Genomic DNA, 22,836 nt, shown 5'->3' on the forward strand with positions numbered 1-22,836 from the left:
AGTAATTCACTATTTTTACAAAAAAATCAGTCAATTCGGATCTATCAAAGAAAAAAGTCCTTTGATAAAAATTGAATGGGTATTAAAATAAAAGGAATCCATTTAATACACATTCAGTCATTTTTTTAATCAAAATGAAAAAAATAATCAACGTCATCTTCATTGCAATCGGCTTACTGATATTATCACTTTTTGGAGTACGATATTATACTAAAAGTCATAGCGAATTTGATACCGTCATTGGAAAAACTGGCGACCTCCAGGTAAAGGTGGGTTACAGCCCGCCGATTATGAAAAACCGCAAGATCTTTGGAGAATTGGTACCCTACAATACAGTTTGGCGAACAGGAGCCAATGAGGCCACCCTTGTAACTTTTTCAAAAAATTGCTTTATGGCTGGCAAAAGTATAAAAGCAGGAGACTATAGCCTATGGACTATCCCCCGGAAAAAAAACTGGGTAATTATTCTCAATAATGAAACCGGCCAGTGGGGCACCAACTATGACGAAAATAAAGACTACTTAAGGTTCACAATCAAATCAGAAAGCTCACCAAAACTTACTGATAAATTAACCATAGGCTTTAAAAATATAAAAAATGGGCTGAATATGGAGTTAAAATGGGAAAACACCATCATTAATATTCCAATAAAAGATTAAACTAGTTAATCAATAATGTATTCCTGCTGCTTCACGCGTGCGATCTAACAAATGAATGAGTTTTTGACTGAAAGAAAGTGGCATCAGTTCGCTTTCTGTTTTTCCTTGTAAAAGACATTGATTTACTTCTTCTATTTCATAATCATAGCCAAAAGTTTCACGACTAAAATCGAAAACTTGCTCCTCTTTCCCGGCTTGTATTAAAGTAAGTTTTCGGGCTTCATGAAATCTTTTATGCAAAACTATGTGCCCTTTGGTACCGTAGATTACTGCCTCACTAAGGGTTTCGGAGGCTACCGTGCAGTTGAGAACAGCTGTCGCACTATTATCATAAGCATATATAAATGAAGTAGTTACATCAGACCCCGTGGGTGAAAATGTACTCGTTGCCTGAATTCTACTGGGATATCCTAAAATCAAAAGTGATAAAAATGCAGGGTAAATTCCAATATCAAGAAATGCCCCACCACCCAACTTCATGTTGAAAAGCCTCGCCTCAGGGTCGTATTCAGCACTGAAACCAAAATCGGCGTGAATTGTAACCACCTCACCAATCGCACCACTTTCGATAAGCTCCAATGTTTTCAATGTCGAAGGGATAAATCTCGTCCAAAGAGCTTCCATCAGAAAGACTTTTTTCTCTCTTGCCATGGAAATCATTTCAATAACCTCCTCTTCATTCATTCCGAAGGGTTTTTCACAAAGCACCGCTATTCCTCTCTCCAAACACATTAAAGTGTGTTCTTTATGGAAAGTATGAGGTGTGGCAATATAAATAGCTTCTACTTCGGTTGAAAAAATTTCTTCGTAGGTTCCAAAAGCATGTTCAGCATTAAATTTCAGTGCAAAATCTTGTGCCCGGTGGAGTGAGGTACTCGCCACGGCAATAAGTTCTCCGTTTTTTGAAGTGCTTAAATCAGATGCAAACTTTGCGGCAATTCGCCCAGCTCCAATAATTCCCCACTTAATTTTTTGTGATTTTTTCATTTAGTTTCAAACTTTACTGCAAATTAATGCCGGATGTCACTTCATGAGTATCTTTTGGAATTGTTTTTCTTCTGAATTGTGAATTTTCAAAAAATAAACTCCGGGCATAACCTTACCTTTTGGATCAATAACATATTCTTCATCAGCCAGTTGCGAAACATCAACAGATACTTTTAAGCCTATAAGACTATGTAAGTCAAATTCAGGATTTTTCAGATTAGTTTTTACAAAAAAACTTCCCGAAGCCGGATTGGGATAAATAATACTTTTTTGTATTTGATTTATTGGCTCAGTGGCCAATGGAGAATAATTATAGGTGCCCGCAGGCCCGTTATAGTATTTATTTAACACATCAACATATCGTAAGCGATAGTAGTTTTTTCCGTATATCGGATTTTTATCTATAAAATTATATGTTTTGATAGCATTAGAACTACCAGCTGCAAAAACTTCTTCTTTTAATGTAAAAGTTTTATTATCAATACTTTTTTCGACCAAAATGTATTGGGAATTATTTTCATAAGTAGTAGTCCATTTTAATTCAATGTATTGATTTTCATTTAGAAAAACGTCAAATTTCCCAAACAAAATTGGGGGCGGAGGTGCCATATTTAAAATCCAAAAATCACTTTGCCCACGATTTAAAGCCACATCAGTATCTGTCGATCTGGAACTTCCTGCAATAAACAAACCCTTTTTAGAATTATATGTTACGCTTCGGGCAAGATCAATGTCTGCTCCGCCCAAAAGTTTGTGATAGTCGGCCTTCATGGTGGTCTCATTGAGTACCATTAACCACAAATCGGTCAATGTTCCACGAGTCGTAACTGTGCCTATATCTGATTGAGATGTACCTACTGCATAAATTAATCCGTCATCGCCCCGTGTCAGGTTATAAAGTCCGTCATTTTCAGTACCTCCAAACCTAAACCTGTTTTCGAGAATTCCATTAGAGGTTATTTTAAGAATAATCCCATCTTTTTCTCCAAAACTTGTACCCATAGTCACATTAGATGAGCTGGATTCTCCCAGAATATAATAGCCGTTTTTAGTTGTATTTTCCAATACTGCATATCCTACATCATATCCCAGTCCCCCATAGCCTTTTTCCCAAACCTGCCTTCCTAATGCATCAACTTTTATGGCGAGAATATCATAAAACCCTTGACCCGCACCCGAAATATCCCTCTCAAGCGATAAAGTGCCACCTACCATTAATAAGTGACCATCCGATGTTTGAATTATGTCATTGGGATAATCTTCAAGGCCACCGCCAAAAGTTTTTTCCCAGATGGTATCACCAAAAGCAGATAGAAGTGCCAGATAAAAATCATATCCTGAAAATGGAGCTGCACCTACTGACCTTGAGGCAGCCACGACCATCTGACCATTGGTCAACACTTTTATAGTTGGTTTATAGTAACTTGTTGGCTCAGCGTATTTTACTGATGCAGAGATACTTCCCCCAGCAAATAACCTTTTCGAAACTACGTCTCCATTGAGCTTTAATCTTACTAACAGCAAACCGCCGTTGCTACCATTGTATTGGGCATCACCATCGCTTGACTGTGTGGTGCCAAGTATCACATATTCGTCGTTTTGGGTTTTTGCAATCGAAGTGGCTACATCATCTTTTGTACCTCCAAAGGTTTTTGACCATTCTATTGCACCGGCACTATTAACTTTTACTACCCAAAAATCATTTCCGCCTGTACCGTCATATCCCTTGGATTCTTTTACATCAAAAGTGTTTTTACTATTGGTCGATCCGACTACAATATATCCTCCATCTGTGGTTTCTACTCCAGAATATGCCACCTCATTTCTTTCACCTCCGGCTACTTTTTGCCAGTTGACAATAAGCTGCTGGGCTTTCAAACCTGAGTTTTGAAAGAGGAGATTGAGAAGTAATATATATTTGAATAATTTTTGCAAAAGCAATCCCTATTGATTTCAAGAAAAGGATACAAAATCCGTGCCTTTCATTAAAAATACCTTATTTAAGGAGTAGAATTGCAATAAAATCTAATGTCTTCGAAAATGGAAATTATCCTATATGAATCGATTGGCCGATAACATCTTCAAAAAAATGATGGATCTGGAATGTTTGCTCAACTCCTACTTTCTGACCAAATTGAGCAATAAACCAAATCGTAACAAATCCACCCAGAATAAAAGGCGTTGCCCAAAGAATCTGAGATTCCTGATGTAATGACATTTTGACCAAACCAACCAGTAGTGTCCAAAAAAGGGCCAAACCCAATATGGCATAGCCAAATAAAAATACTGCCCAGACGGTAGGATGTGGGCCATACATACCTCTGACTATAGTCTTACCTTCTGATTCCTCGAAAGAAACACTTAACTGAGGTGACCAAAAGTGCTGGCTCTCGGGAACAATACGAAATAGGCCATGGGTTACAAAAACCTTACCTTCAATAATATCCTGATTTCCTTCCAAATTGTTATTTATCCTGTCCAAGAGCAATTTGGGAGGACAATCGCATGTGATTCTAAATTTGGGTCTTACTCTGAAACTCGTCATAATTTTTATTCAGGTTATGGTTTTAATACTAAATTAATCAAATTTTCATAAAACCCAATAATTTGACATAAAAAAAGCCCCCAACGAATTGGAGGCTAAGTTTAATTGAAACAGGACGATTACAACCTGAAGTGAGAGAATGCCTTGTTGGCATCTGCCATTCTGTGGGTGTCATCTTTTTTCTTGACAGAAGCACCTTCGCCTTTTGAAGCGGCGATGATTTCACCTGCCAAACGCTCAGTCATGGTTTTTTCACCACGCTTACGAGCATAATTGATCATCCATTTCATTCCTAATGACTGCTTACGCTCAGCTCTAACTTCGGTAGGTACCTGGAAAGTAGCTCCACCTACACGGCGGCTTTTTACTTCAACAGCAGGCATAACATTGCTCAATGCCTTTTTCCAGATTTCCAAACCATTTTCGCTGGTGCGTTTTTCTACAATCTCCAATGCACCGTAAAAAATGCCGTAAGCCAGCGATTTTTTACCTTCAAGCATCAGGTTGTTTACAAATTTTGTTACGGTTACATCTCTGAACTTAGGGTCAGGCAACACGTAACGCTTTTTTGGTTTTGCTTTTCTCATTTCTTAATGTTTTTAAGAAGGTTTCGTTTAACGATTTAAACTGATTCACATTCGGTAAAACCTGAACATTACTTCCCCTATAATAGCCTGATTTACAGACTAAAAAGAATTTCTTGTTACTTTTTCTTACCTTTTGCTGGAGCTGCTGCTACCTGACCTGGTTTTGGTCTTTTAGCACCATACTTCGAGCGGCTTTGTTTACGGTTGTTTACACCGGCTGTATCCAATGCCCCACGTACGATGTGATAACGTACACCCGGAAGGTCCTTAACACGACCACCTCTGATCAATACGATCGAGTGCTCCTGCAGGTTGTGACCTTCGCCCGGAATGTAGGCGTTCACCTCTTTTTGGTTGGTAAGACGCACACGAGCTACCTTTCTAAGAGCCGAGTTAGGCTTCTTAGGTGTAGTCGTATATACACGCGTACATACACCACGACGTTGAGGACAAGAATCCAATGCCGGAGATTTAGATTTGTAAATCAAAGTCTCTCTTCCTTTTCTTACTAACTGCTGTATAGTAGGCATTGTAAACTGTTAAAATTTAATAATTAAATACTATCTCCCGAAAATTCGGACTGCAAAGGTAAGATTAATTTTTAAATAATAAAAAAATAGCTCAAAGTTTTCTGATATTTTCTATAGTTAAAGCATTCTCTTTCCCTGACTTTTTAAAATCGCTAATTTTTCATTCTCAAAAATTAAATTATCTGGCATATTTCAAAAAAAAGAATAAAAATTTTGTGACTTTAATATATTATCGTAATTTTACGATAAGATAATAAATTATGGGAATTACCAAATCTGAAGAGTTTACGGTTAAGGATAATAAATTGTCAAAATACGCCAAAGCGTTGTCACATCCCGCCAGAATTGCGATTTTGAGAATATTAATCAAAAGACAATCGTGCATATGTGGTGATATAGTTGATGAACTGCCGTTGTCGCAAAGTACAGTATCGCAGCATCTCAAAGAATTGAAAGAGGCGGGATTGATAAAAGGTGAAATAGAAGGTGCAAAAGTGTGCTATTGCATTGATGAAACGGAATTAATAATGGCAAAAGATTACATTAACGAACTTTTTATCAGTTATTTTTCGAATAAATCTGCTTGTTGCTGACATTTTTTTGCCAAAGCTTATCGCATTATTACGATTAAATAAAATAAATACTTATAAAATGAAAACAGAAGATCAAATAAAAGAAATGGTAAAGCAAAAATATAGTGAAATTGCTTTACAGGACAAAGAAACAAATATGTCGTCATGCTGTGGCTCAGGGGGCTGCACTACCGAGGTTTACAATATCATGAGTGACGATTACACCCATCTGGATGGCTACAATCCCGATGCAGATCTGGGATTAGGCTGTGGGTTGCCCACGCAATTTGCAAAAATTAAAAAAGGTGATGTAGTAATTGACCTTGGAAGTGGAGCCGGCAATGACTGTTTTATAGCAAGAGCTGAAACTGGGGATTCCGGAAAAGTAATTGGCATAGATTTTACCCCCGCTATGATAGAAAAAGCCAGAGAAAATGCCGAAATTAGAGGTTTTAACAATGTGGAATTCAGGCAAGGGGATATCGAAAAAATGCCTGTCACTTCAAACATTGCCGATGTTATAGTGAGTAATTGTGTTTTGAATTTGGTGCCCAACAAAGATGCTGTTATCAAAGAAATTTACAGGGTTCTGAAACCCGGCGGACATTTTAGTATTTCTGATGTGGTTTTGGTGGGTGACTTGCCTACTTCCCTGCAAGAAGCTGCTGAAATGTATGCAGGATGCGTTTCCGGAGCCATTCAAAAAGATTCATATTTGGGTTTGATTAAGGAAAATGGTTTCGAAAATATTAAGGTACAAAAAGAAAAAGTCATTGTAATTCCTGACGACATTCTTATGAAATATCTGACAGAAGGCCAGTTGGAAGATTTTAAAAATTCTAAAATGGGGATTTTTAGTGTGACTGTTTATGCCGAAAAACCAAAAGGTGAAGCGGACTGCGGGCCAAACTGCTGCTGCTAAAAGTAGAAGAGCGATTGTAAAATCACAATCGCTCTTCTAAAATTTTAAAATCTATAAATCTAAAGTAAAATGTTCATTACTGATTTTTAAAAATAAATCAGACAAAGAAATTTATATTACTTTCTATATTGCTCTACAATCCTTTGAAGTGCCTTTAAAGTATCCAGATTAGAGAAGAAATCGTACATCTGAATATGTCCGTCGTAATCAAGTGTCAATGCCTCCTGCAAATATTTATAGGCCTCATTGTAAGTGGTATTGTACAAAAGATACACTGTGGCACGGTAATACAAATCGGCGGCTTCGGGCATATCTTCTATGGCATCATAAATAATCTCAAATGCTCTGATATAATTTTCCTGATCAAAATAGAGTAATGACCAGTTGAGCCAGATATCGACATTGGTTGAATCCATATCAGACGCCCTGAAATATGCCTCATGAGCCGATATTACATTACCAAGCTTTGCTTCGTTGTCAGCCAAAAGGAGCCAATAGTCGGCACTGATGTCATTGGTTTTGATGGCTTTTTTTACAAAATGTATCGATTCCAGATATTTTTCCTGCTCATAAAGAACAGAAGCCATCCCAAACCAGGCATCATCCCAAAGTTCATCGAGTTCTGTGGCTTTTTTATAAAATTTGTAGGCATCAGCAAATTCCTCCAATTTTTCATGGGCTGCACCTAAATGGGTGAGCACTTCAGCAGAAGGCACTTCAAACTTAAGCGTATTTGTAAAAGACTCTTTGGCCTCAACGAACTCATCGAGGTTCATTTGACTCAAGCCCAGGTTATACCAACCAGAAGAAAACTTACCATTGATAGTAACCGAATAATCAAATGCATCTTTGGCTTTATCATATTGATTCTGAAGATTATATGATTGCCCTAAAGCAAACCAAGCCAAATAATTATATGGATCATTGTCAATTAAGTGATTGAAATATATGATTCCATCTGGCAGGATTTTCTGTACATCAAAACAATAAACAAGCTCATTATAAACCAGTTCGTTTCTTGTTTCGCAATCCACTGCTTTTTTCAAAACCTCAATGGCTTCATCAACTTTGCCCAGCCCGGTCAGTGCCATTCCCATCTGAAAAAAGACATTCTCTTTTTCATCGACCAAAGGCAAAATCTGGTTAAAAATACTGAGGGCTTCCGCATTCTCACCAGAATAAATGAGAATTATGCCTCGTAAAAACTCAATCTCAGTATCAGAAGGATTGAAAATCGCGGCATGATCCAGAAGTTCAGTTGCTTCGTCAAGTTCAAATCTGTTGATTAAAATTTGAGCTTTGCCAAGCATGAGTTCCAGAGAATGCTCGTACTGATTTAAGCCCGAATTGCAGGCTTTTAGGGCTAGGTCTAGTTTCCCGGCAAGTAAATAATATTCAACAAGAGACTCAAAAACTTCCTCACTAAAGTAGGGAGTTTCTTTTTTTTTGATCATCGATTCAAACCTTTTGGCTGCATCGGCCATGGTGGCCTCGTTTGACTCGTCAAAATACTCACTAAAGTCTTGATTCATGCAGTAATGTAGGTTTTCAAATATTATAGATTACTCAATTTTAAAATTAATGGCTTTTTTGTTTAAACAAAAAAAAAAGAAAAATAATTTCGAAAAACTATTTTTGAGCTTTTGCCAGAAAATATGGGCAAATACGATTCAAAGTATTGTCTAAAGAATTAAACTTATACCCTAAAGCCTTAATTATCTTGCTGTTATCGTAATGTATTTTCATTGAGGCCGACCTCGCAGTCTCTTTGGTTATGAGTGGATCAGAGCCCATAAAAAAGGAACGAATTGCTTCCAAACGCCAGATTATGGCCAACCAAAAAGATTTCACCTCAATTGCCGGCGGTCTTTTACCAAATTTAAGAGCCACTTTTTCAAAAAAATCTTTATACGAAATCATACCGGCAGAAACACAAAATCTTTCATTTTTGATATCGCTCTCAAGCAATTCAACTGAAATATTGACCAAATCTTCCAGGTCAATATAATTGAGATAACCTGCAGTATAAAAAGGTTTTTCTTCGAAAATATATTTTAAAATCTTTGTAGAGGAACGATTCCAGTCGCCTTCACCAAAAATTATGGATGGATTTACCACCACCACATCAAGACCTTCGGCCATACCACGCCAAACTTCTTCTTCTCCTTTAAATTTAGAAATGGCATAATGCGAATTGGAATCAGAATCTTCCCACTTTTGATTTTCATATACATTGAAGGTCTGGTCCTTGTTTTCCTTATTGATAGCTGGCCTTCCAAAAGCAGCCACCGAACTCACATAAAGCAGTTTTTTAACTTTGTTTTCCAAACAGGAATTCACGACATTGGCTGTACCCTCGACGTTGGTTTTATACAAACTTGCCCTGTCTTTAGGCGAAAATGAGACAACCGCTGCTGCATGAATGACCCAATCTTTATCTACTGTTGCCTGAGAAAGGACCAATACATCCAGTATATCTCCTTCAATAATTTTAATATTTCGAAGGGCCGAATTCTGTAATAAAAAATCCTGGGCGTTTCTTACCAAAACACTGATTTCATGACCCATAGAATTCAGTTTTTTTAATAATGCAGACCCAACCAACCCGGTAGCACCTGTAATCAACACCTTCATATATACTCTATTTTGCACAAAATTAGTCTGCAAAACTTATAATCCGGTTATTATTCGGGCTTTAAATCTAAAAAAACATTATTATTCAACCACCCACAAGCCTCTGATTTCGTTGGGCTTATAACCTTTTGCTTTATCAGCCGGATAATACTTTGAAATTTTCTCCATCGTTTCCGAATTAATTTCTGCCTCGCTGCCGTGGCATTGCATACACATCTGATTGGTCAGTATTGGATAATACCCTACTTTTTTACCATCAATGACTTTGCTGCCAGGTTTTGGTTCAATACCCATTTTAAGATTATCTTTAAGCAACTGTATATAAGCTATTTCGGATTCATTTGCAGCATTTTTTGGGTTTCTGTTTTTATCTGAAACTCTTTTTACATTTACCTTTAAAACATTGGCCATACTATCTGTCAAAAACATGGCTTTGTCATTGCAAAAATTCATCGCATGTACTGCTCCGCCTTTGTTTAAGGCTCCCATCAAATTTTTTCCAAGTTCTTGCTGAGCTCTCATGGACAATTTCTTTCCTTTTGCCAGAAATGAGGTATCCTCTTCCATCATCTGATTGCCGTTTCCCATTTCTTTTTTATAATGCTCTTCAAACCACTCAGGCTGCTCAATGTTGTTTCTGTATATATATTTTGCAATTTTCTCAACATCACTTTTCGAATATTCCACTTTCGGCATAAGATTAAACCGACGTTTTGCCCCCGGCATTTTTGATTTTTCATCAGTTGGATTCAAGACAAAACTCACCAAATCATTGACGAATTGCTCTTCCGACATTTTTTCTGTAAAATAATGTTTTTTTACAGCGATCATGGGAGGAGCCAACCGATTACTTTCTGTAGCATTTGGACTATGACAAGTGTAACAGTTTTGTTCCATCAATACCAGCCCTTCCTCTTTTTTAATACCTTGAGCAGGATTTTTTCCTGTTTTACAAGCTAAAACTGCGATTATACCCGAAAATAAAATTGCGATAGTGTATGTTCTTTTCTTCATTTTTAAATATTTCAAAATCAAATATTTTCACAATTACCACCAAAGAGAACCCAAAGCCAATGACATTTATCACAGAAGTGGTTTTGCCAAATAAAAAATTGCAAATCCAGGCTAATAAATAAGCCCATATTTTGGAAATTAAACTTTATTTTTGTACCTATTTTTAAAAAAAATCAATGGAAAAAACCAAAATCCCTGAATTTGTTAAATATCTGATATTCCTGCTCCTGGGTATTGTGATAGGTTATTTTGTAAGAAAAAACCACATTTCAGATACTAATAATCCGGCACATCAAACCGAAATAAGTATTCAAGAAAAAAATGAAAGTAGTGCCAAAAAATCAACTCAAAATACAGATTTTGAAACCCCTAAGGACTTCCCAAAATATGTAAATGAAGTTTTAGAATATGTAACAAAATACCAAAAAGCACCTGAAGGGTATGTGGGTGGCAGGAAATTTAAAAATCTTGAGAAATTATTACCACAGAAATCAGACAGCGGGCAAAGAATAAATTATCAGGAATGGGATGTTCACGAGCATGTAGAAGGTCAAAACCGCGGAGCCGAAAGGTTGGTAACCGGGGATGACGGCAGTGCATATTATACCGATGACCATTATGATTCTTTCAAAAAAATAAGATAAAAGATTATTTGCTATCTGAATTTTTTCAAAACAAAAAATTAACATGAATAACCTTTCAATATGTATTCCGGCAGATTTCCCTGAAGAATTTGGGGTAATAAAAATAGATGCCAACAAAACCAAAACCCTTCGTGAATTTTACGAAGTAATGGCCGAAGTCTTTGAATTTCCCGATTATTTTGGATTTAATCTTGACTCTTTTGACGAAATGATCAATGATCTGAGCTGGATTGAGGATGAAAAACTGGCTGTATATTTCGAAAATTCGGAATCTTTTTTGGTCAACGAACGCAACGAAACCAAAATCATTACCTTGCTCGACATGCTGGATGCTACTTGTGAAGATTGGAAATGGATGGAAGAGGTGGATGATGAATTGCCAAAAAAAAGCTTGCTTTTTGGGTTTTCGGCAGGAGAAAGAATTCAGGACTTATTGAACAAACTTTCCTGAAAAACGTTTTTAAAATAAAAAACGACATTATTTTCGGCACAGACCGAAGTATTTTTTCTAAGAAATATTAACAGATGAAATCATATTTTTTGCAGGTAAAAGAGGTAATCAGAGAAACTGAAGACACGGTAACTATACTTTTTTGGCATCCACTAAGTGAACAAATAAAATATTTAGCAGGGCAATTTTTAACTGTATCCATACCGGGACCCGACGGTAAAAAGGTAAAAAGAAGCTACTCGATGAGCACTTCACCTGCCTCTGACACCGCTGTTGGCATTACAGTAAAACGTGTTCACAAAGGACTGGTTTCCAATTATTTAAACGACCAAATAAAAACCGGAGACTTTCTGGAAGTAATTGAGCCTATGGGGAACTTCACGTTCAATCCGGCAACTTTTAACGGCAAACATCTGATATTAATCGGAGCAGGTAGTGGTATAACTCCCCTGATGTCCATTGCTAAAACTGCCCTCAAAACACTTCCCGGCTTAAAAGTTAGCCTGCTTTATGGCAGCCGAAACGAAAACCAGATTATTTTTAAAAAGGAATTGGATGCTTTAGAAAGCACCTTTCATGGAAGATTTGGTGTAACGCATATAATCAGTCAAAGCACCGATACCTGGGTGGGACTGAAAGGCAGAATACATCAGGCAAATACCATCATGTGGTTGAAAGAAATTGATGCGGATTTAAAAAATGACCAGATTTTTGTATGCGGACCTGAAGAAATCATTGATAATACACTTAAAATAGCTGAGTTATATGACATCCCCAAAGAAAGGATGCACTATGAGCGGTTTAACGCTCCTGTAAACACCGATTCCGAAAATGAAGGTGGCGAAGAGCTAAAAAAACAAACAGTTACTGTTAAATACGACGGAGAAACGCATGAATTCGAGGTAGAACCACACCAAACTATCCTTGAAGCCGCCCTGGACCAGAATATTGAGTTACCCTACTCGTGCCAGGCCGGTATGTGTACGGCATGCCTGGGAAAATGTACTTCTGGAAAAATCAAAATGGACGAAGAAGAGGGATTGACCGACAAGGAAATCGAGCAAGGCTATGTGCTGACCTGCGTGTCACACCCAATTACAGAAGGAGTGATTTTAGAGATTGATTAAGAAATAATTACAACCTTTTTGAGAAAATTTGTATCTTTATAAAAAAGTAAAAATTTTCCATCTGAAATTGTGACCAAAGGATTTTGGTCTAGTCAAATATGCATTACTATCGAGTGAACAAAATGTTTAAGTCTAAACGACTTTGGATTATTGTGTTAATTGCACTTGTTGCCTTTCCGTTCGCGTCTTATTCCAAACAGCCCAAACCGAAAAGGATGAAAAAGTTGCCAACCACTGTTAGAAGAATCAGAACTTTTGACGAACCGGGTACTTTTATTCTTGAGAGTCCATTGCTTTTGAAGAAGAATGTTTTTATTGCATAAATCCCATTGTTACGGAAGGCGGACCAAAAGTTCGCCTTTTTATTTGTAAATCAACTGCGAAAGCTCTTCGTTATCAAACATTTCATTGGCTAAATCCTGCAAGACTCCGGCATTTATATCATCAATTTCATCAAAAATTTGACTTAAAGTTTCCACTTTACCCAAATCCAGAATACTTTTGGCCATCATGAGCATAAAACCCTGATTGCTTTCTTCAGCCATGGCAAGTTGACCCTTAAGCTGCTCCTTCAAGGTTCTGATCTGAACATCACCCATTTTTCGTTCTTTCAGGATCTCCAATTCTTTTTTGACAAGTTTTAGAGATTTATTGAGATTTTGCGGGTCAGTACCAAAAAATATCCCAAAGAAACCGGTATCGCTAAAACTTGTATAATTGGCCTCTATCTGATACACCAGGCCATATTTTTCACGAAGAGTAAGGTTAAAACGAGAATTCATTCCCGGCCCGCCCAGCAAATTGACCAGTGCAAAAAAAGGAAGCCTGTTTTTGTGATGCAAGGCATAAGCCTGGCGACCAATAGCTACATGTGCCTGGTTATTGTTTTTTTCTAATATTTGGTTTTGGGTGAAATAAATATCGGGTGTCAATCTTATTCTTTGCGTATGCTTAGGTAAAATATCCCCAAGATATTTTTCTGCCATTTTTTGTACTTTCTTTGGCTCCAGATTTCCTACCACAGAAAAGATAACTTTATCGGTATCAAGATTTTCAGAAATAAAATTCAGGAAATCTTCTCTTTTAAAGGCTTTTACACTTTCCTGAGTACCCAAAATATTGATTCCCAGCTGATGTTGTGGAAAAACAATAGCGTCAAACTCATCCTGAATGGCATCTTCGGGCGAGTCGAGGTACATCGACATCTCCTCCAGGATCACCCCACGCTCAACTTCGAGTTGCTTTTCGGGAAAAATACTATTGAAGGCAATATCAGACAATAAATCAACTGCCTTTTCGAAATGGGTGTCTAAAACTGAAGCATAAAAACAAATCTTCTCTTTGGTGGTATAGGCATTGAGCTCCCCTCCTACTGCCTCCAGGCTGTTGATAATGTGGTAAGCTTTACGTTTTTGAGTGCCTTTAAAGGCCATATGCTCCCAAAAATGGGCCAGCCCGGCCTGGTGAGGTTTTTCATCGCGACTGCCAATATCAAGCATGATACCGCAGTGGGCAATTTTGGTATTTGAGACAAATTTATGAGCTACCCTGATTCCATTAGGTAGCGTATATAATTGATATTCAGACATTAATTTCTTTTCCGTAACATTCAAAAAAGTCTGCAAAGCTAATACATTATATGCTAAATAATACTTTAGAATTTAATAAAACGCTTTGTCTGAATAATTCAACAAGATTTCTCACCAAAAAGTGCTTGTATAATTTTAGAAGTTACCTTCTTCAATATAGAATGTAATTCGAATTATAATTATGATTAATATCCATCAATAATTATTAAACAGAACTATTTATTTTATAATCTGGTTTTTACAGATTAATATTGTAAAGAAATTAAATACATATATGGCATTGACAATCAAAGGTATTCCAACACTAAAAAGCAAAGAAGCCAAAGATTTTATTTCAAGAGCTGAGGCTTCGATAGCTAAAAAAGGTAGCGTAGATTTCAGTAAACAATTGGAATCGACTAAAAGAATTTTAGAAAAAGCTAAATTATAAATGCACTGAATTGAACTTTTTAGAAGAATCCTGCACTTTTTACACACTCACACCAGAATTAATTGAATCTTCTAATCAATTTGATTGTGGTCATTCTGACTTAAATGAATTTTTTCTAAAAGATGCTGAAAGTTATGCCAATCAATTACTGGGCAAATCCTATTGTTTTATTGATAATAATGATTTAAAATCAATAGTTTGTGCATTCTCTATTTCAAACGATAGTATAAAGGCAAGTCTGTTACCCAGAGGCAGAAAAGATAAAGTAACTAAACAAATCCCTCATGTCAAAACCTCTAAAAATTACCCCGCAGTTTTAATAGGAAGGCTTGGTGTCAGTGTAAATTACAAAAATCAAGGAATTGGAAAAAGTTTAATGGACTTTATAAAATCATGGTTTATTGACCCACAAAATAAAACCGGATGTCGTTTTGTTGTCGTTGATGCATATAATGAAAACCTACCTATTAAATATTATAAATCATGTGGTTTTGATTTTCTTTTTAGTACAGAAGATCAGGAGAAACGTTATTCAAATATTCAATCTTCAGATCCATTAAAAACCAGATTAATGTTCTTCGATTTAATTCTTTTGAAAAATCAATTATAAATATTCAAAAAACCAAATTCTCCATTTTTTCAAAAAAATCATAAAAATGAAAGCCGAAAATCCTATTTTTGGGAAAATTACTTCGAAAAACAAACCCAATAAAAGTGCAACCGGAATTATTTGAAAATGATTTCTTTGAAAATCTGAGACAAACAGAATATGCAAATCTGGAAGAGTCAGGGCAGATTTACCTTGATTTTACAGGGGGAAATCTATACCCTAAAAGCATCGTCGAAAAACACTTTAATTATTTACTATCAGGTGTTTACGGAAACCCCCACTCCACTAACCCAAGTTCTCGTCAATCAACAATTCATGTCGATGAAGCCAGAAAAGCGGTATTGGATTATTTCAGTGCCGGGGACGATTATTATTGCATATTTACTTCTAATGCATCGGCTGCCCTACAAATAGTGGGCGAATGTTATCCTTTTTCTTCTGAATCGGTTTTTTTGCTCACTGCTGACAATCATAATTCAGTTAACGGAATCAGGGAATATTGCAAGCTCAAGGGCGGGCATTATCAATATATTCAGCTCAACTATGAAGACCTGAAAATTAATGCTCAAAAACTGGAAGAAGGCCTGAATGGCTTTGAAAAAGAGACCAATAAGCTTTTCGCTTTTCCGGGTCAATCCAATGTTTCCGGCATAAAACATCCCCTCGAATTAATTGAAAAAGCCCATAAAAAAGGCTGGGATGTTTTGCTCGACGCTGCTGCATTTGTACCCACATCCAAACTTGATCTGACCCAATATAAGCCTGATTATGTGTCGGTTTCGTTTTACAAAATCTTTGGATACCCTACCGGCCTGGGTTGCTTGTTATTAAAAAAAGACAAATTTGCGAAGCTTAAAAAGCCTTGGTTTGCAGGTGGGACAGTAACTTGGGTATCAGTCAATTATGAAAGTTACTTTTTGACTGAAAACCACGAAAGATTTGAAAACGGAACAGTAAATTATCTGGAAATTCCTGCTATAAAAAATGGTCTGGAGTTTATTCAAAAAATAGGAATTGAGAAAATTTCGGACAGAATAAAATCTCTGAATGCTTATTTGATTCATCAGTTTGAAAACCTCAAACACAGCAATGGCGAAACTTTATTTAACTTTTTTGGCACAAAAAATCATGATGAAAAGGGCGGAACTTTCATTTTCAATGTAAAAGGAGCCGACGGAAAGCAGTTTCCGTTTGAGTTGGTAGAGCAAAAAGCAAATGAAAGGTTAATTTCGGTCCGAACCGGCTGCTTTTGCAATCCTGGCATTGATGAGGTCAACAGCTGTGTGACTACCGATGAACTGGCCGAATTTTACACCAGTCGTGACCATGGAAGTTATCATGACTGGGTGACATTTGTAGGCAAAATCAGAGGGGCAATCCGACTTTCGGTGGGTATTGCCACCACCCAAAGCGACCTGGACACATTTTTTGGTTTTGTTACCGAAACATTCAAAGATAAAAACACCCAAGACCTTATCTGATGATACTCATAGCCGAATCAGGATCTACCAAAACCGACTGGAGACTGCTGGGAGAAAAAACAGTAGCCAAAACCGAAACCATCGGACTCAATCCTTATTTTGTGGATGCTGACCAAATCGCCTACGAGATAAAGCCTTTCATTGAAAACTGTTTAGAAAAAATCACTGAGGTTCATTTTTATGGAACAGGGATAACCGATGACAGTAAATCTGAAATTGTAAAATCCGGAATCCTGAAAGCCCTGGGTTATGAAACCAAAGTGTTTACATATTCCGATGTAATTGCTGCTGCAAGAGCACTTTTTGGAAGAAAAGAAGGAATCGCCTGTATTTTGGGAACGGGTTCAAATTCCTGCTTGTGGGATGGAGAAAAAATTAGCTTCCAGATTCCTCCGCTAGGATTTTGGCTGGGAGATGAAGGCAGTGGCGGACATTTGGGAAAACTACTTTTGTTAGATTATTTACATAAAGAAATGCCAGGTGATATTCTGGAAATATTTGAAAAAAAATACGGCATTCTGACCCGATCTGAAATACTAACCAAAGCTTATAAAGAAGACAAACCCAACAAATATTTTGCCGGATTTTCAGTTTTTTTATCGGAAAACAGGGAAAATGTTTATTGTAAAAAACTAATCGAAAATTCTTTTTCTCAATATCTGGAAAAATATTTATTGAAATACCCACAAAGAGCTGAATATCAAATAGCTTTCGTGGGCTCCATCGCTTTTTTTTACAAAGATATCCTTGAGGAAATTTGTAAAAAGCACGGTATTGAAATCAGCAAAATCATAGAAAAACCAATGGATGAACTCCAGCGATTTCACCAGAATGATTGAATTTCATTTTCAGATTATTGACCTAAAACCAACCCATTTAAGTAACATTTCTCACACTACGAAAAGAATAAAGAAACTTTTTGAATATGAAAATATGTTCATATTCTAGAATAGTTAAAAAATATATTTTTAAGCCAAACATATTTGGTAATTTTGCCATAAAAAGCAAATCAAAGTATGGGAAAGCTGATATCAGCAGTAAAAATGAAATGCCCCAGATGCGGGGAAGGCGAATTGTACGACAGAAGCACTCTGATACCCAAAGCCGGAATGTTTTCAATGAATACACATTGTAGTGAATGTGGATTAAAATATGAAAAGGAAATGGGCTTTTTTTATGGTGCTATGTATATTTCATATATGCTGAATATCGCCCTTTTTGTGACAGCTACAGTGGGTTATTATCTGTTTTTAGAAGATAAAGTTGATGGCACCTGGTATATTTTGGGTTATGTTTTGTTAACATTTTTATTGATTAGGTGGATATACCGTATGTCGCGATCAATATGGCTTATGTTTTTTATCTCTTATGATCCTGAAAAAAAAGAAATTATAAAATGAATAATAAAATGACTGGAAATTTTAATGATCTCATAAATTCTGACAAACCTGTTTTGATTGATTTTTCTGCAGAATGGTGCGGACCTTGCAAGGCATTGGCTCCAATATTGAAACAATTGGCAGGTGAAATGGGTGATAAAATAAGAATTGTAAAAATTGATACAGACAAAAATCCTTCTTTGTCACGCAAATACAACATTTCAGGAGTACCCACGATGATGATTTTCAAAAATGGACAGCAAAAATGGCGTCAAAGTGGTGTATTGCCTATGCATCAAATCAAACAAATTGTGAGTAATTTTTTGTAAAAAAGACTATTCGTACATTGAGCCGGTTTATTTTAAACCGGTTTTTTTTGTTTCAAGTCTTCTAAAAATATGTCTATTGACATTTAAAATTGCTATTTCAAAGGTTATTTTTGCTGAAATAAACCGTTTTTTTAGTTTTAAAAACCTTCTCAATGAAATACATCTACATTTTAGTTTGTCTAATATTTTCAGGATCTGTTTTTGCCCAACTCACCCAAAATATCCGAGGGAAAATCGTGGACAAAGAAGCCAAATATGGCATCCCGGGGGTTTCGGTAATGGTAGTTGGCATGCCCACGCTAGGCAATGTAACCGACGAAGAAGGCAATTTTAAAATCAATAAAGTACCCGTAGGTCGTCAAACCTTAAAAGTCACCTATGTAGGATATAAAGAGTTACTAATCAATAATATAGTAGTGGATGCCGGAAAAGAGGTAATCCTTAATCTGGAAATGGAAGAAGCTCCAATGCAGCTGAACGAAGTGATTGTAAAAGCCCGTCGAAATGGTGAAGCTTCCAATGAAATGGCCACTATCTCTGCCCGACAGTTTTCAGTTGAAGAAACCAACCGCTATGCGGGTAGCCGTGGGGAGCCCGCACGTATGGCTTCCAACTTTGCCGGAGTACAGGGTGCCGATGATTCCAGAAGCGATATAGTAATACGTGGAAATTCCCCGTCGGGTGTATTGTGGAGGGTAGAAGGTGTGAGTATTCCCAATCCTAATCACTTTGCTATTCCGGGCACCTCAGGCGGACCAGTAAGTATAATCAACAATAAATATTTGACCAATTCCGACTTTTTCACTGGGGCTTTTCCGGCAGAATTTGGCAATAGTATCTCGGGGGTTTTCGACCTGAAACTCAGAAACGGAAACAACCAGAGCCATGAAATGATGGCACAGTTTGGATTTTTGGGCACTGAAGCCATGGCCGAGGGACCCTTAAATAAAGACAAAGGCTCTTCTTATCTTTTGACTTATCGATATGCCAACCTTTGGCTATTCAATAAAATCGGTATCGACATTGGTACCCAGGCAGTTCCAAAATATCAGGATGGGTTTTTCAGGTTTAATTTTCCTAAAAAAAATGGAGCGAGTGTGGCCCTTTGGGGCTTTGCAGGAAATAGCACCGTTGACATCATGATCAGTGAACAAACCACCGAAGACCGGAATATCTTTGGCTCAAATGACCGCGACCAGTATTTTTCTTCCAGAATTGGTGTGGCGGGTTTAACTTACTCCAAACCTTTAAATAAAACCACTTTTCTGAAAGCCACACTGGCGGCATCGACCAATGCCGTTGATGCCAACCATGATTATGTGCTTTTTAATTATGATGACCAGGGTAATCCTAAAACCATGGGTAATAAATTTATTATTGACCAGATCATACCTATCATGGATTATACTTTTAAAGAGAATAAATTACATGGAGTGATTTCTATAAATAAGAAGTTTTCGACCAGAAGTACACTCAAAGCAGGTTTGAATCTAGACCTTAATAATTTTTACTCTTACGACAGTGCCCGTACTGTGGTAGGCTACCCAAAACTAATCATAAGCTCATGGCAAAACCGCTGGAAATCTGATGATTATTATGTTACTGCCCAACCCTATGCCCAATGGAAATATACTATTTCTCCAACACTCTCTGCAAACATTGGGGTAACAGGATTATTTAGTACTATAAACAAAAATTCTGTTTCGCCGATTGAACCTCGTGCCGGTCTTAACTGGGATGTAGCTCAAGGCCAAAAAATAAATCTGGCAACTGGTTTACACTCCAACTTACAGTCTAATTATACGTATTTCTATGGAAATGAAAGTCTGAGTGGTAGATTTATCTATAACAATCGTGACATGGGGCTTACCAAAAGCTGGCATTTTGTGGCGGGTTACAATACCCTTCTGGGCAAAAACATGCGGTTGATGTTTGAAACTTATTATCAGTATTTATTCAATATTCCGGTCGAAAAAAGTCCTTCCTCATTCTCAATGGTTAACACCGGAGCAGCTTTCTCACGGATTTTCCCTGAAAAATTAGTAAATGAGGGTACCGGCCGAAACTACGGCGTAGAACTTACCCTGGAGAAATTCTTCAGTCAGGGATATTATTTCCTGGTAACCTCCTCGCTTTTTGATGCCAAATACAAAGGTTCTGATGGAGTTTTGAGAAATTCGGATTTCAACGGAAAATACGCCGGCAATTTCCTTTTTGCCAAAGAATTCAAACTCAAAAGATCGAGTATTGACCTTGGGGCTAAATGGACCATGGTGGGTGGCCGCTGGTACGGACCGGTAGATGAAGCAAAAACAATTGCTGCTCAGGAAATTATCTACAAAAGCGAAACCAGAAACTCATTACAATTTGATCCTTATCGCAGACTTGACCTAAAAGTAGATTACAAAATCAACCGTAAAGGACTGACCCATACAATTGCTGTTGATCTGGTTAATATTTTGGGAATTCAGAACATTCTGTCAATGAGTTATGCTCCGCAGCCTGATGGTAGTTTTATCAAAACTGAATATCAGCTGGGCTTTTTACCGGTATTTTTCTATCGGGTAGATTTTTGATTTAATTGTAAACCATAAAAAACTTTCCGGGAAACATTCTTTTTTGTTAAATTTCAGGAATTATTCAACCAAAAAAAGAATCATGAAAAATTCAAGAAGAGATTTCCTGAAAAAAATATCAGTAGCGGGTATTTTAACACCCCTAATTTCAGAGGATGCTTTGAGCTATCCGGTTATTACCGAAAGAAAGCTCAGGGTTGCACTATGTGGCCTGGGCTCATATGCTACTAATCAGCTTGCTCCGGGAATCGAGAAATCAAAAAACTGTGAACTGGTAGGAATTGTGACCGGAACCCCTGAAAAAGCCACCAAATGGAAGGAAAAATATAAGCTACAAGACAAAAACATATATAATTACGAAAACTTTGACCAGATTGCCACCAACCCTGACATCGATGTAGTGTATATTGTACTTCCCAATTCTATGCATGCCGATTTTGTGATTCGTACAGCCAAAGCCGGCAAACATGTGATTACAGAAAAACCTATGTCGGTTTCGGTGAAAGAGGCCAAAGAAATGATTGAGGTTTGTCAAAAAGCAGGGGTAAAACTAGGCGTTGGCTACAGACTTCACTATGAACCTTTTACACAAGAAATCATGCGATTGGTAAAAGATAAAGATTTTGGAAAAGTAAAATTTGTAGAGACGAAATTTGCCTGGAGAAACCGAAATCCAAATGCCTGGCGTATGCAAAACAAATATTCGGGTGGCGGAGCCTTGATGGATGTGGGCATTTATTGTATCAATGCAAGTCGCTATGCCACCGGAGAGGAGCCTATTTCGGTAACAGCCCAGGCGGTTAAAACCGAACCCGAAATATACCGCGATATTGAAGAAACACTTTTGTGGCAATTGAAATTTCCGTCAGGTGCAATAGCAAGCGGAATGAGTTCCTACGCTACAAATGCTCAAAAACTTTCGATACATTATGAAACCGGTGGACTTGACCTTGCTCCGGCCTATGACTATGGTCCATTGAAAGGTAGTACGAATAAAGGGCCACTAGAAATGCCTGTAGTCCATCATCAAGCCTATCAAATGGACGGATTTGCCGATGCAATTCTCAATAACAAGCCGATTCTAACCCCTGGCGAAGAAGGACTGAAAGACATGATTATCATTGAAGCCATAAAAAAAGCCGCAAAAACCGGCAAAGAAGTGAAAATAAATATTTTATAATACATCAAAATGAATTTCAAAAGACTAATTATTGCATTTGCCGCCGTAGTATTAATGATTTCCTGCCAAAATAAAGCAGATCAAACAGATACCACTGCTCCTCCCACTATTTCTAAATCAACTCAGGACAAAATGGATTCGGTTAAACTGGCTCAGGCCTGGCTGGTGCCGGCAGTTGAAAAATTCTTTAATGAAAACCACACCGAAATACTCGAAATATGCACGCCTCAATATGAAGAATATAAAATGGATGCCATCAACGTAGATTATGACGGGGGAATGACCGTGGAACAATTTCAAAAAAAATGGGCTGGAAAATACAACATAAATCTTGACCAGATCGGGAAGTCATTTTTAATTGGTAATCAGGATAATGGCAAAATAAAATTCCAATCCTGTGTACCGGTTAATGATACTACTATGGTTTTTGATTGTAAGATCGATGATCCTGACTTTAAAGAGACCTATCATAGAAAAATCAAAGTGGTGGGGCAAAAAGGAAAATTTTGGATAGATGATGTAGAGGAAATGCCTTAAAAAAATACAATCCTCAATAGCACAAAAACCCCTTTCTTAACAATTTCTTAATA

General features: G+C 37.1%; 24 protein-coding genes. 15 read left to right on the plus strand and 9 right to left on the minus strand.

The window, feature by feature from the left end; all coding sequences use genetic code 11:
- Window positions 1-134 precede the first annotated feature (134 nt).
- Complete coding sequence (locus IPP61_02075; protein ID MBL0323959.1) at window positions 135-659, plus strand: DUF2911 domain-containing protein; 525 nt, start codon at window positions 135-137, stop codon at window positions 657-659.
- A 9-nt stretch (window positions 660-668) separates the two neighbouring features.
- Here IPP61_02075 and IPP61_02080 read toward each other — a convergent pair whose 3' ends face one another.
- The 5 genes from IPP61_02080 to IPP61_02100 all read right to left on the minus strand — a co-directional run bounded on the left by IPP61_02080 (window position 669) and on the right by IPP61_02100 (window position 5,308).
- On the minus strand, window positions 669-1,646 hold the full coding sequence (locus tag IPP61_02080; GenBank protein MBL0323960.1) for a Gfo/Idh/MocA family oxidoreductase: 978 nt from the start codon (window positions 1,644-1,646) through the stop codon (window positions 669-671).
- Window positions 1,647-1,682: 36 nt separating this feature from the next.
- Window positions 1,683-3,581 carry a T9SS type A sorting domain-containing protein gene (locus IPP61_02085; GenBank protein ID MBL0323961.1) on the minus strand — a complete coding sequence of 633 codons (1,899 nt, stop codon included), beginning with the start codon at window positions 3,579-3,581 and terminating at the stop codon, window positions 1,683-1,685.
- Between the two features lie 112 nt (window positions 3,582-3,693).
- Window positions 3,694-4,191, minus strand: a complete 498-nt coding sequence (locus IPP61_02090; protein MBL0323962.1) for a hypothetical protein — start codon at window positions 4,189-4,191, stop codon at window positions 3,694-3,696.
- Between the two features lie 119 nt (window positions 4,192-4,310).
- A complete protein-coding gene (rpsG, locus tag IPP61_02095; GenBank protein ID MBL0323963.1) occupies window positions 4,311-4,778 on the minus strand; it encodes a 30S ribosomal protein S7 in 468 nt (155 codons plus the stop codon).
- A gap of 116 nt (window positions 4,779-4,894) precedes the next feature.
- Window positions 4,895-5,308 carry a 30S ribosomal protein S12 gene (locus tag IPP61_02100; protein MBL0323964.1) on the minus strand — a complete coding sequence of 138 codons (414 nt, stop codon included), beginning with the start codon at window positions 5,306-5,308 and terminating at the stop codon, window positions 4,895-4,897.
- Between the two features lie 260 nt (window positions 5,309-5,568).
- On the opposite strand from IPP61_02100, the gene IPP61_02105 reads away from it, so the two are divergent.
- Together IPP61_02105 and IPP61_02110 are read left to right on the plus strand one after the other, a co-directional pair.
- A complete protein-coding gene (locus IPP61_02105; GenBank protein ID MBL0323965.1) occupies window positions 5,569-5,901 on the plus strand; it encodes a winged helix-turn-helix transcriptional regulator in 333 nt (110 codons plus the stop codon).
- 58 nt (window positions 5,902-5,959) lie between these two features.
- On the plus strand, window positions 5,960-6,802 hold the full coding sequence (locus IPP61_02110) for an arsenite methyltransferase (GenBank protein MBL0323966.1): 843 nt from the start codon (window positions 5,960-5,962) through the stop codon (window positions 6,800-6,802).
- 116 nt (window positions 6,803-6,918) lie between these two features.
- Here the strand turns inward: IPP61_02110 and IPP61_02115 are convergent, their stop codons facing one another.
- The 3 genes from IPP61_02115 to IPP61_02125 all read right to left on the minus strand — a co-directional run bounded on the left by IPP61_02115 (window position 6,919) and on the right by IPP61_02125 (window position 10,450).
- Window positions 6,919-8,334 carry a tetratricopeptide repeat protein gene (locus IPP61_02115; protein MBL0323967.1) on the minus strand — a complete coding sequence of 472 codons (1,416 nt, stop codon included), beginning with the start codon at window positions 8,332-8,334 and terminating at the stop codon, window positions 6,919-6,921.
- 97 nt (window positions 8,335-8,431) lie between these two features.
- On the minus strand, window positions 8,432-9,436 hold the full coding sequence (locus tag IPP61_02120) for an NAD-dependent epimerase/dehydratase family protein (protein MBL0323968.1): 1,005 nt from the start codon (window positions 9,434-9,436) through the stop codon (window positions 8,432-8,434).
- An 81-nt stretch (window positions 9,437-9,517) separates the two neighbouring features.
- On the minus strand, window positions 9,518-10,450 hold the full coding sequence (locus IPP61_02125; protein ID MBL0323969.1) for a DUF3365 domain-containing protein: 933 nt from the start codon (window positions 10,448-10,450) through the stop codon (window positions 9,518-9,520).
- Window positions 10,451-10,626: 176 nt separating this feature from the next.
- Here IPP61_02125 and IPP61_02130 point away from each other — a divergent pair, with 176 nt between their 5' ends.
- The 3 genes from IPP61_02130 to IPP61_02140 all read left to right on the plus strand — a co-directional run bounded on the left by IPP61_02130 (window position 10,627) and on the right by IPP61_02140 (window position 12,672).
- Window positions 10,627-11,094 carry a ribonuclease gene (locus IPP61_02130; GenBank protein ID MBL0323970.1) on the plus strand — a complete coding sequence of 156 codons (468 nt, stop codon included), beginning with the start codon at window positions 10,627-10,629 and terminating at the stop codon, window positions 11,092-11,094.
- Between the two features lie 43 nt (window positions 11,095-11,137).
- Window positions 11,138-11,545: a barstar family protein gene (locus IPP61_02135; protein MBL0323971.1), complete on the plus strand. Its 408-nt coding sequence runs from the start codon at window positions 11,138-11,140 to the stop codon at window positions 11,543-11,545.
- Window positions 11,546-11,619: 74 nt separating this feature from the next.
- A complete protein-coding gene (locus IPP61_02140) occupies window positions 11,620-12,672 on the plus strand; it encodes a ferredoxin--NADP reductase (protein ID MBL0323972.1) in 1,053 nt (350 codons plus the stop codon).
- A gap of 362 nt (window positions 12,673-13,034) precedes the next feature.
- Here the strand turns inward: IPP61_02140 and IPP61_02145 are convergent, their stop codons facing one another.
- Window positions 13,035-14,261: an insulinase family protein gene (locus tag IPP61_02145; protein MBL0323973.1), complete on the minus strand. Its 1,227-nt coding sequence runs from the start codon at window positions 14,259-14,261 to the stop codon at window positions 13,035-13,037.
- A 274-nt stretch (window positions 14,262-14,535) separates the two neighbouring features.
- Here IPP61_02145 and IPP61_02150 point away from each other — a divergent pair, with 274 nt between their 5' ends.
- The 9 genes from IPP61_02150 (at window position 14,536) to IPP61_02190 (ending at window position 22,783) form a co-directional block, all read left to right on the plus strand.
- Window positions 14,536-14,691, plus strand: a complete 156-nt coding sequence (locus IPP61_02150) for a hypothetical protein (GenBank protein ID MBL0323974.1) — start codon at window positions 14,536-14,538, stop codon at window positions 14,689-14,691.
- Window positions 14,692-14,701: 10 nt separating this feature from the next.
- Window positions 14,702-15,301: a GNAT family N-acetyltransferase gene (locus IPP61_02155; GenBank protein MBL0323975.1), complete on the plus strand. Its 600-nt coding sequence runs from the start codon at window positions 14,702-14,704 to the stop codon at window positions 15,299-15,301.
- 68 nt (window positions 15,302-15,369) lie between these two features.
- Window positions 15,370-16,782: an aminotransferase class V-fold PLP-dependent enzyme gene (locus IPP61_02160; GenBank protein MBL0323976.1), complete on the plus strand. Its 1,413-nt coding sequence runs from the start codon at window positions 15,370-15,372 to the stop codon at window positions 16,780-16,782.
- Window positions 16,782-17,621, plus strand: coding sequence for an N-acetylglucosamine kinase (locus IPP61_02165; GenBank protein MBL0323977.1), 840 nt, complete (start codon window positions 16,782-16,784; stop codon window positions 17,619-17,621). Before IPP61_02160 ends, IPP61_02165 begins: the two co-directional genes overlap by 1 nt.
- 177 nt (window positions 17,622-17,798) lie before the next feature.
- A complete protein-coding gene (locus IPP61_02170) occupies window positions 17,799-18,182 on the plus strand; it encodes a DUF983 domain-containing protein (protein ID MBL0323978.1) in 384 nt (127 codons plus the stop codon).
- A gap of 8 nt (window positions 18,183-18,190) precedes the next feature.
- Complete coding sequence (gene trxA / locus IPP61_02175; protein ID MBL0323979.1) at window positions 18,191-18,490, plus strand: thioredoxin; 300 nt, start codon at window positions 18,191-18,193, stop codon at window positions 18,488-18,490.
- Window positions 18,491-18,642: 152 nt separating this feature from the next.
- Window positions 18,643-21,066, plus strand: coding sequence for a TonB-dependent receptor (locus tag IPP61_02180; protein MBL0323980.1), 2,424 nt, complete (start codon window positions 18,643-18,645; stop codon window positions 21,064-21,066).
- Window positions 21,067-21,148: 82 nt separating this feature from the next.
- Window positions 21,149-22,246 (plus strand): Gfo/Idh/MocA family oxidoreductase, encoded by a 1,098-nt coding sequence (locus tag IPP61_02185; protein ID MBL0323981.1) that lies wholly within the window; start codon window positions 21,149-21,151, stop codon window positions 22,244-22,246.
- A gap of 9 nt (window positions 22,247-22,255) precedes the next feature.
- Window positions 22,256-22,783 (plus strand): hypothetical protein, encoded by a 528-nt coding sequence (locus IPP61_02190; GenBank protein MBL0323982.1) that lies wholly within the window; start codon window positions 22,256-22,258, stop codon window positions 22,781-22,783.
- Window positions 22,784-22,836 lie beyond the last annotated feature (53 nt).

The sequence above is a fragment of the Cytophagaceae bacterium genome (genome assembly GCA_016722655.1).
In the GTDB taxonomy this organism is placed as follows: Bacteria; Bacteroidota; Bacteroidia; order Cytophagales; family Spirosomataceae; genus Leadbetterella.

What these genes read in the sequence shown, in the direction of transcription:
- IPP61_02075 (MBL0323959.1), top strand. Translation starts at nt 135, where the DNA reads ATGAAAAAAATAATCAACGTCATCTTCATTGCAATCGGCTTACTGATA.
- IPP61_02080 (MBL0323960.1), bottom strand. Translation starts at nt 1,646, where the DNA reads ATGAAAAAATCACAAAAAATTAAGTGGGGAATTATTGGAGCTGGGCGA.
- IPP61_02090 (MBL0323962.1), bottom strand. Translation starts at nt 4,191, where the DNA reads ATGACGAGTTTCAGAGTAAGACCCAAATTTAGAATCACATGCGATTGT.
- rpsG (MBL0323963.1), bottom strand. Translation starts at nt 4,778, where the DNA reads ATGAGAAAAGCAAAACCAAAAAAGCGTTACGTGTTGCCTGACCCTAAG.
- IPP61_02100 (MBL0323964.1), bottom strand. Translation starts at nt 5,308, where the DNA reads ATGCCTACTATACAGCAGTTAGTAAGAAAAGGAAGAGAGACTTTGATT.
- IPP61_02105 (MBL0323965.1), top strand. Translation starts at nt 5,569, where the DNA reads ATGGGAATTACCAAATCTGAAGAGTTTACGGTTAAGGATAATAAATTG.
- IPP61_02110 (MBL0323966.1), top strand. Translation starts at nt 5,960, where the DNA reads ATGAAAACAGAAGATCAAATAAAAGAAATGGTAAAGCAAAAATATAGT.
- IPP61_02115 (MBL0323967.1), bottom strand. Translation starts at nt 8,334, where the DNA reads ATGAATCAAGACTTTAGTGAGTATTTTGACGAGTCAAACGAGGCCACC.
- IPP61_02120 (MBL0323968.1), bottom strand. Translation starts at nt 9,436, where the DNA reads ATGAAGGTGTTGATTACAGGTGCTACCGGGTTGGTTGGGTCTGCATTA.
- IPP61_02125 (MBL0323969.1), bottom strand. Translation starts at nt 10,450, where the DNA reads ATGAAGAAAAGAACATACACTATCGCAATTTTATTTTCGGGTATAATC.
- IPP61_02130 (MBL0323970.1), top strand. Translation starts at nt 10,627, where the DNA reads ATGGAAAAAACCAAAATCCCTGAATTTGTTAAATATCTGATATTCCTG.
- IPP61_02135 (MBL0323971.1), top strand. Translation starts at nt 11,138, where the DNA reads ATGAATAACCTTTCAATATGTATTCCGGCAGATTTCCCTGAAGAATTT.
- IPP61_02140 (MBL0323972.1), top strand. Translation starts at nt 11,620, where the DNA reads ATGAAATCATATTTTTTGCAGGTAAAAGAGGTAATCAGAGAAACTGAA.
- IPP61_02145 (MBL0323973.1), bottom strand. Translation starts at nt 14,261, where the DNA reads ATGTCTGAATATCAATTATATACGCTACCTAATGGAATCAGGGTAGCT.
- IPP61_02150 (MBL0323974.1), top strand. Translation starts at nt 14,536, where the DNA reads ATGGCATTGACAATCAAAGGTATTCCAACACTAAAAAGCAAAGAAGCC.
- IPP61_02165 (MBL0323977.1), top strand. Translation starts at nt 16,782, where the DNA reads ATGATACTCATAGCCGAATCAGGATCTACCAAAACCGACTGGAGACTG.
- IPP61_02170 (MBL0323978.1), top strand. Translation starts at nt 17,799, where the DNA reads ATGGGAAAGCTGATATCAGCAGTAAAAATGAAATGCCCCAGATGCGGG.
- trxA (MBL0323979.1), top strand. Translation starts at nt 18,191, where the DNA reads ATGACTGGAAATTTTAATGATCTCATAAATTCTGACAAACCTGTTTTG.
- IPP61_02180 (MBL0323980.1), top strand. Translation starts at nt 18,643, where the DNA reads ATGAAATACATCTACATTTTAGTTTGTCTAATATTTTCAGGATCTGTT.
- IPP61_02185 (MBL0323981.1), top strand. Translation starts at nt 21,149, where the DNA reads ATGAAAAATTCAAGAAGAGATTTCCTGAAAAAAATATCAGTAGCGGGT.
- IPP61_02190 (MBL0323982.1), top strand. Translation starts at nt 22,256, where the DNA reads ATGAATTTCAAAAGACTAATTATTGCATTTGCCGCCGTAGTATTAATG.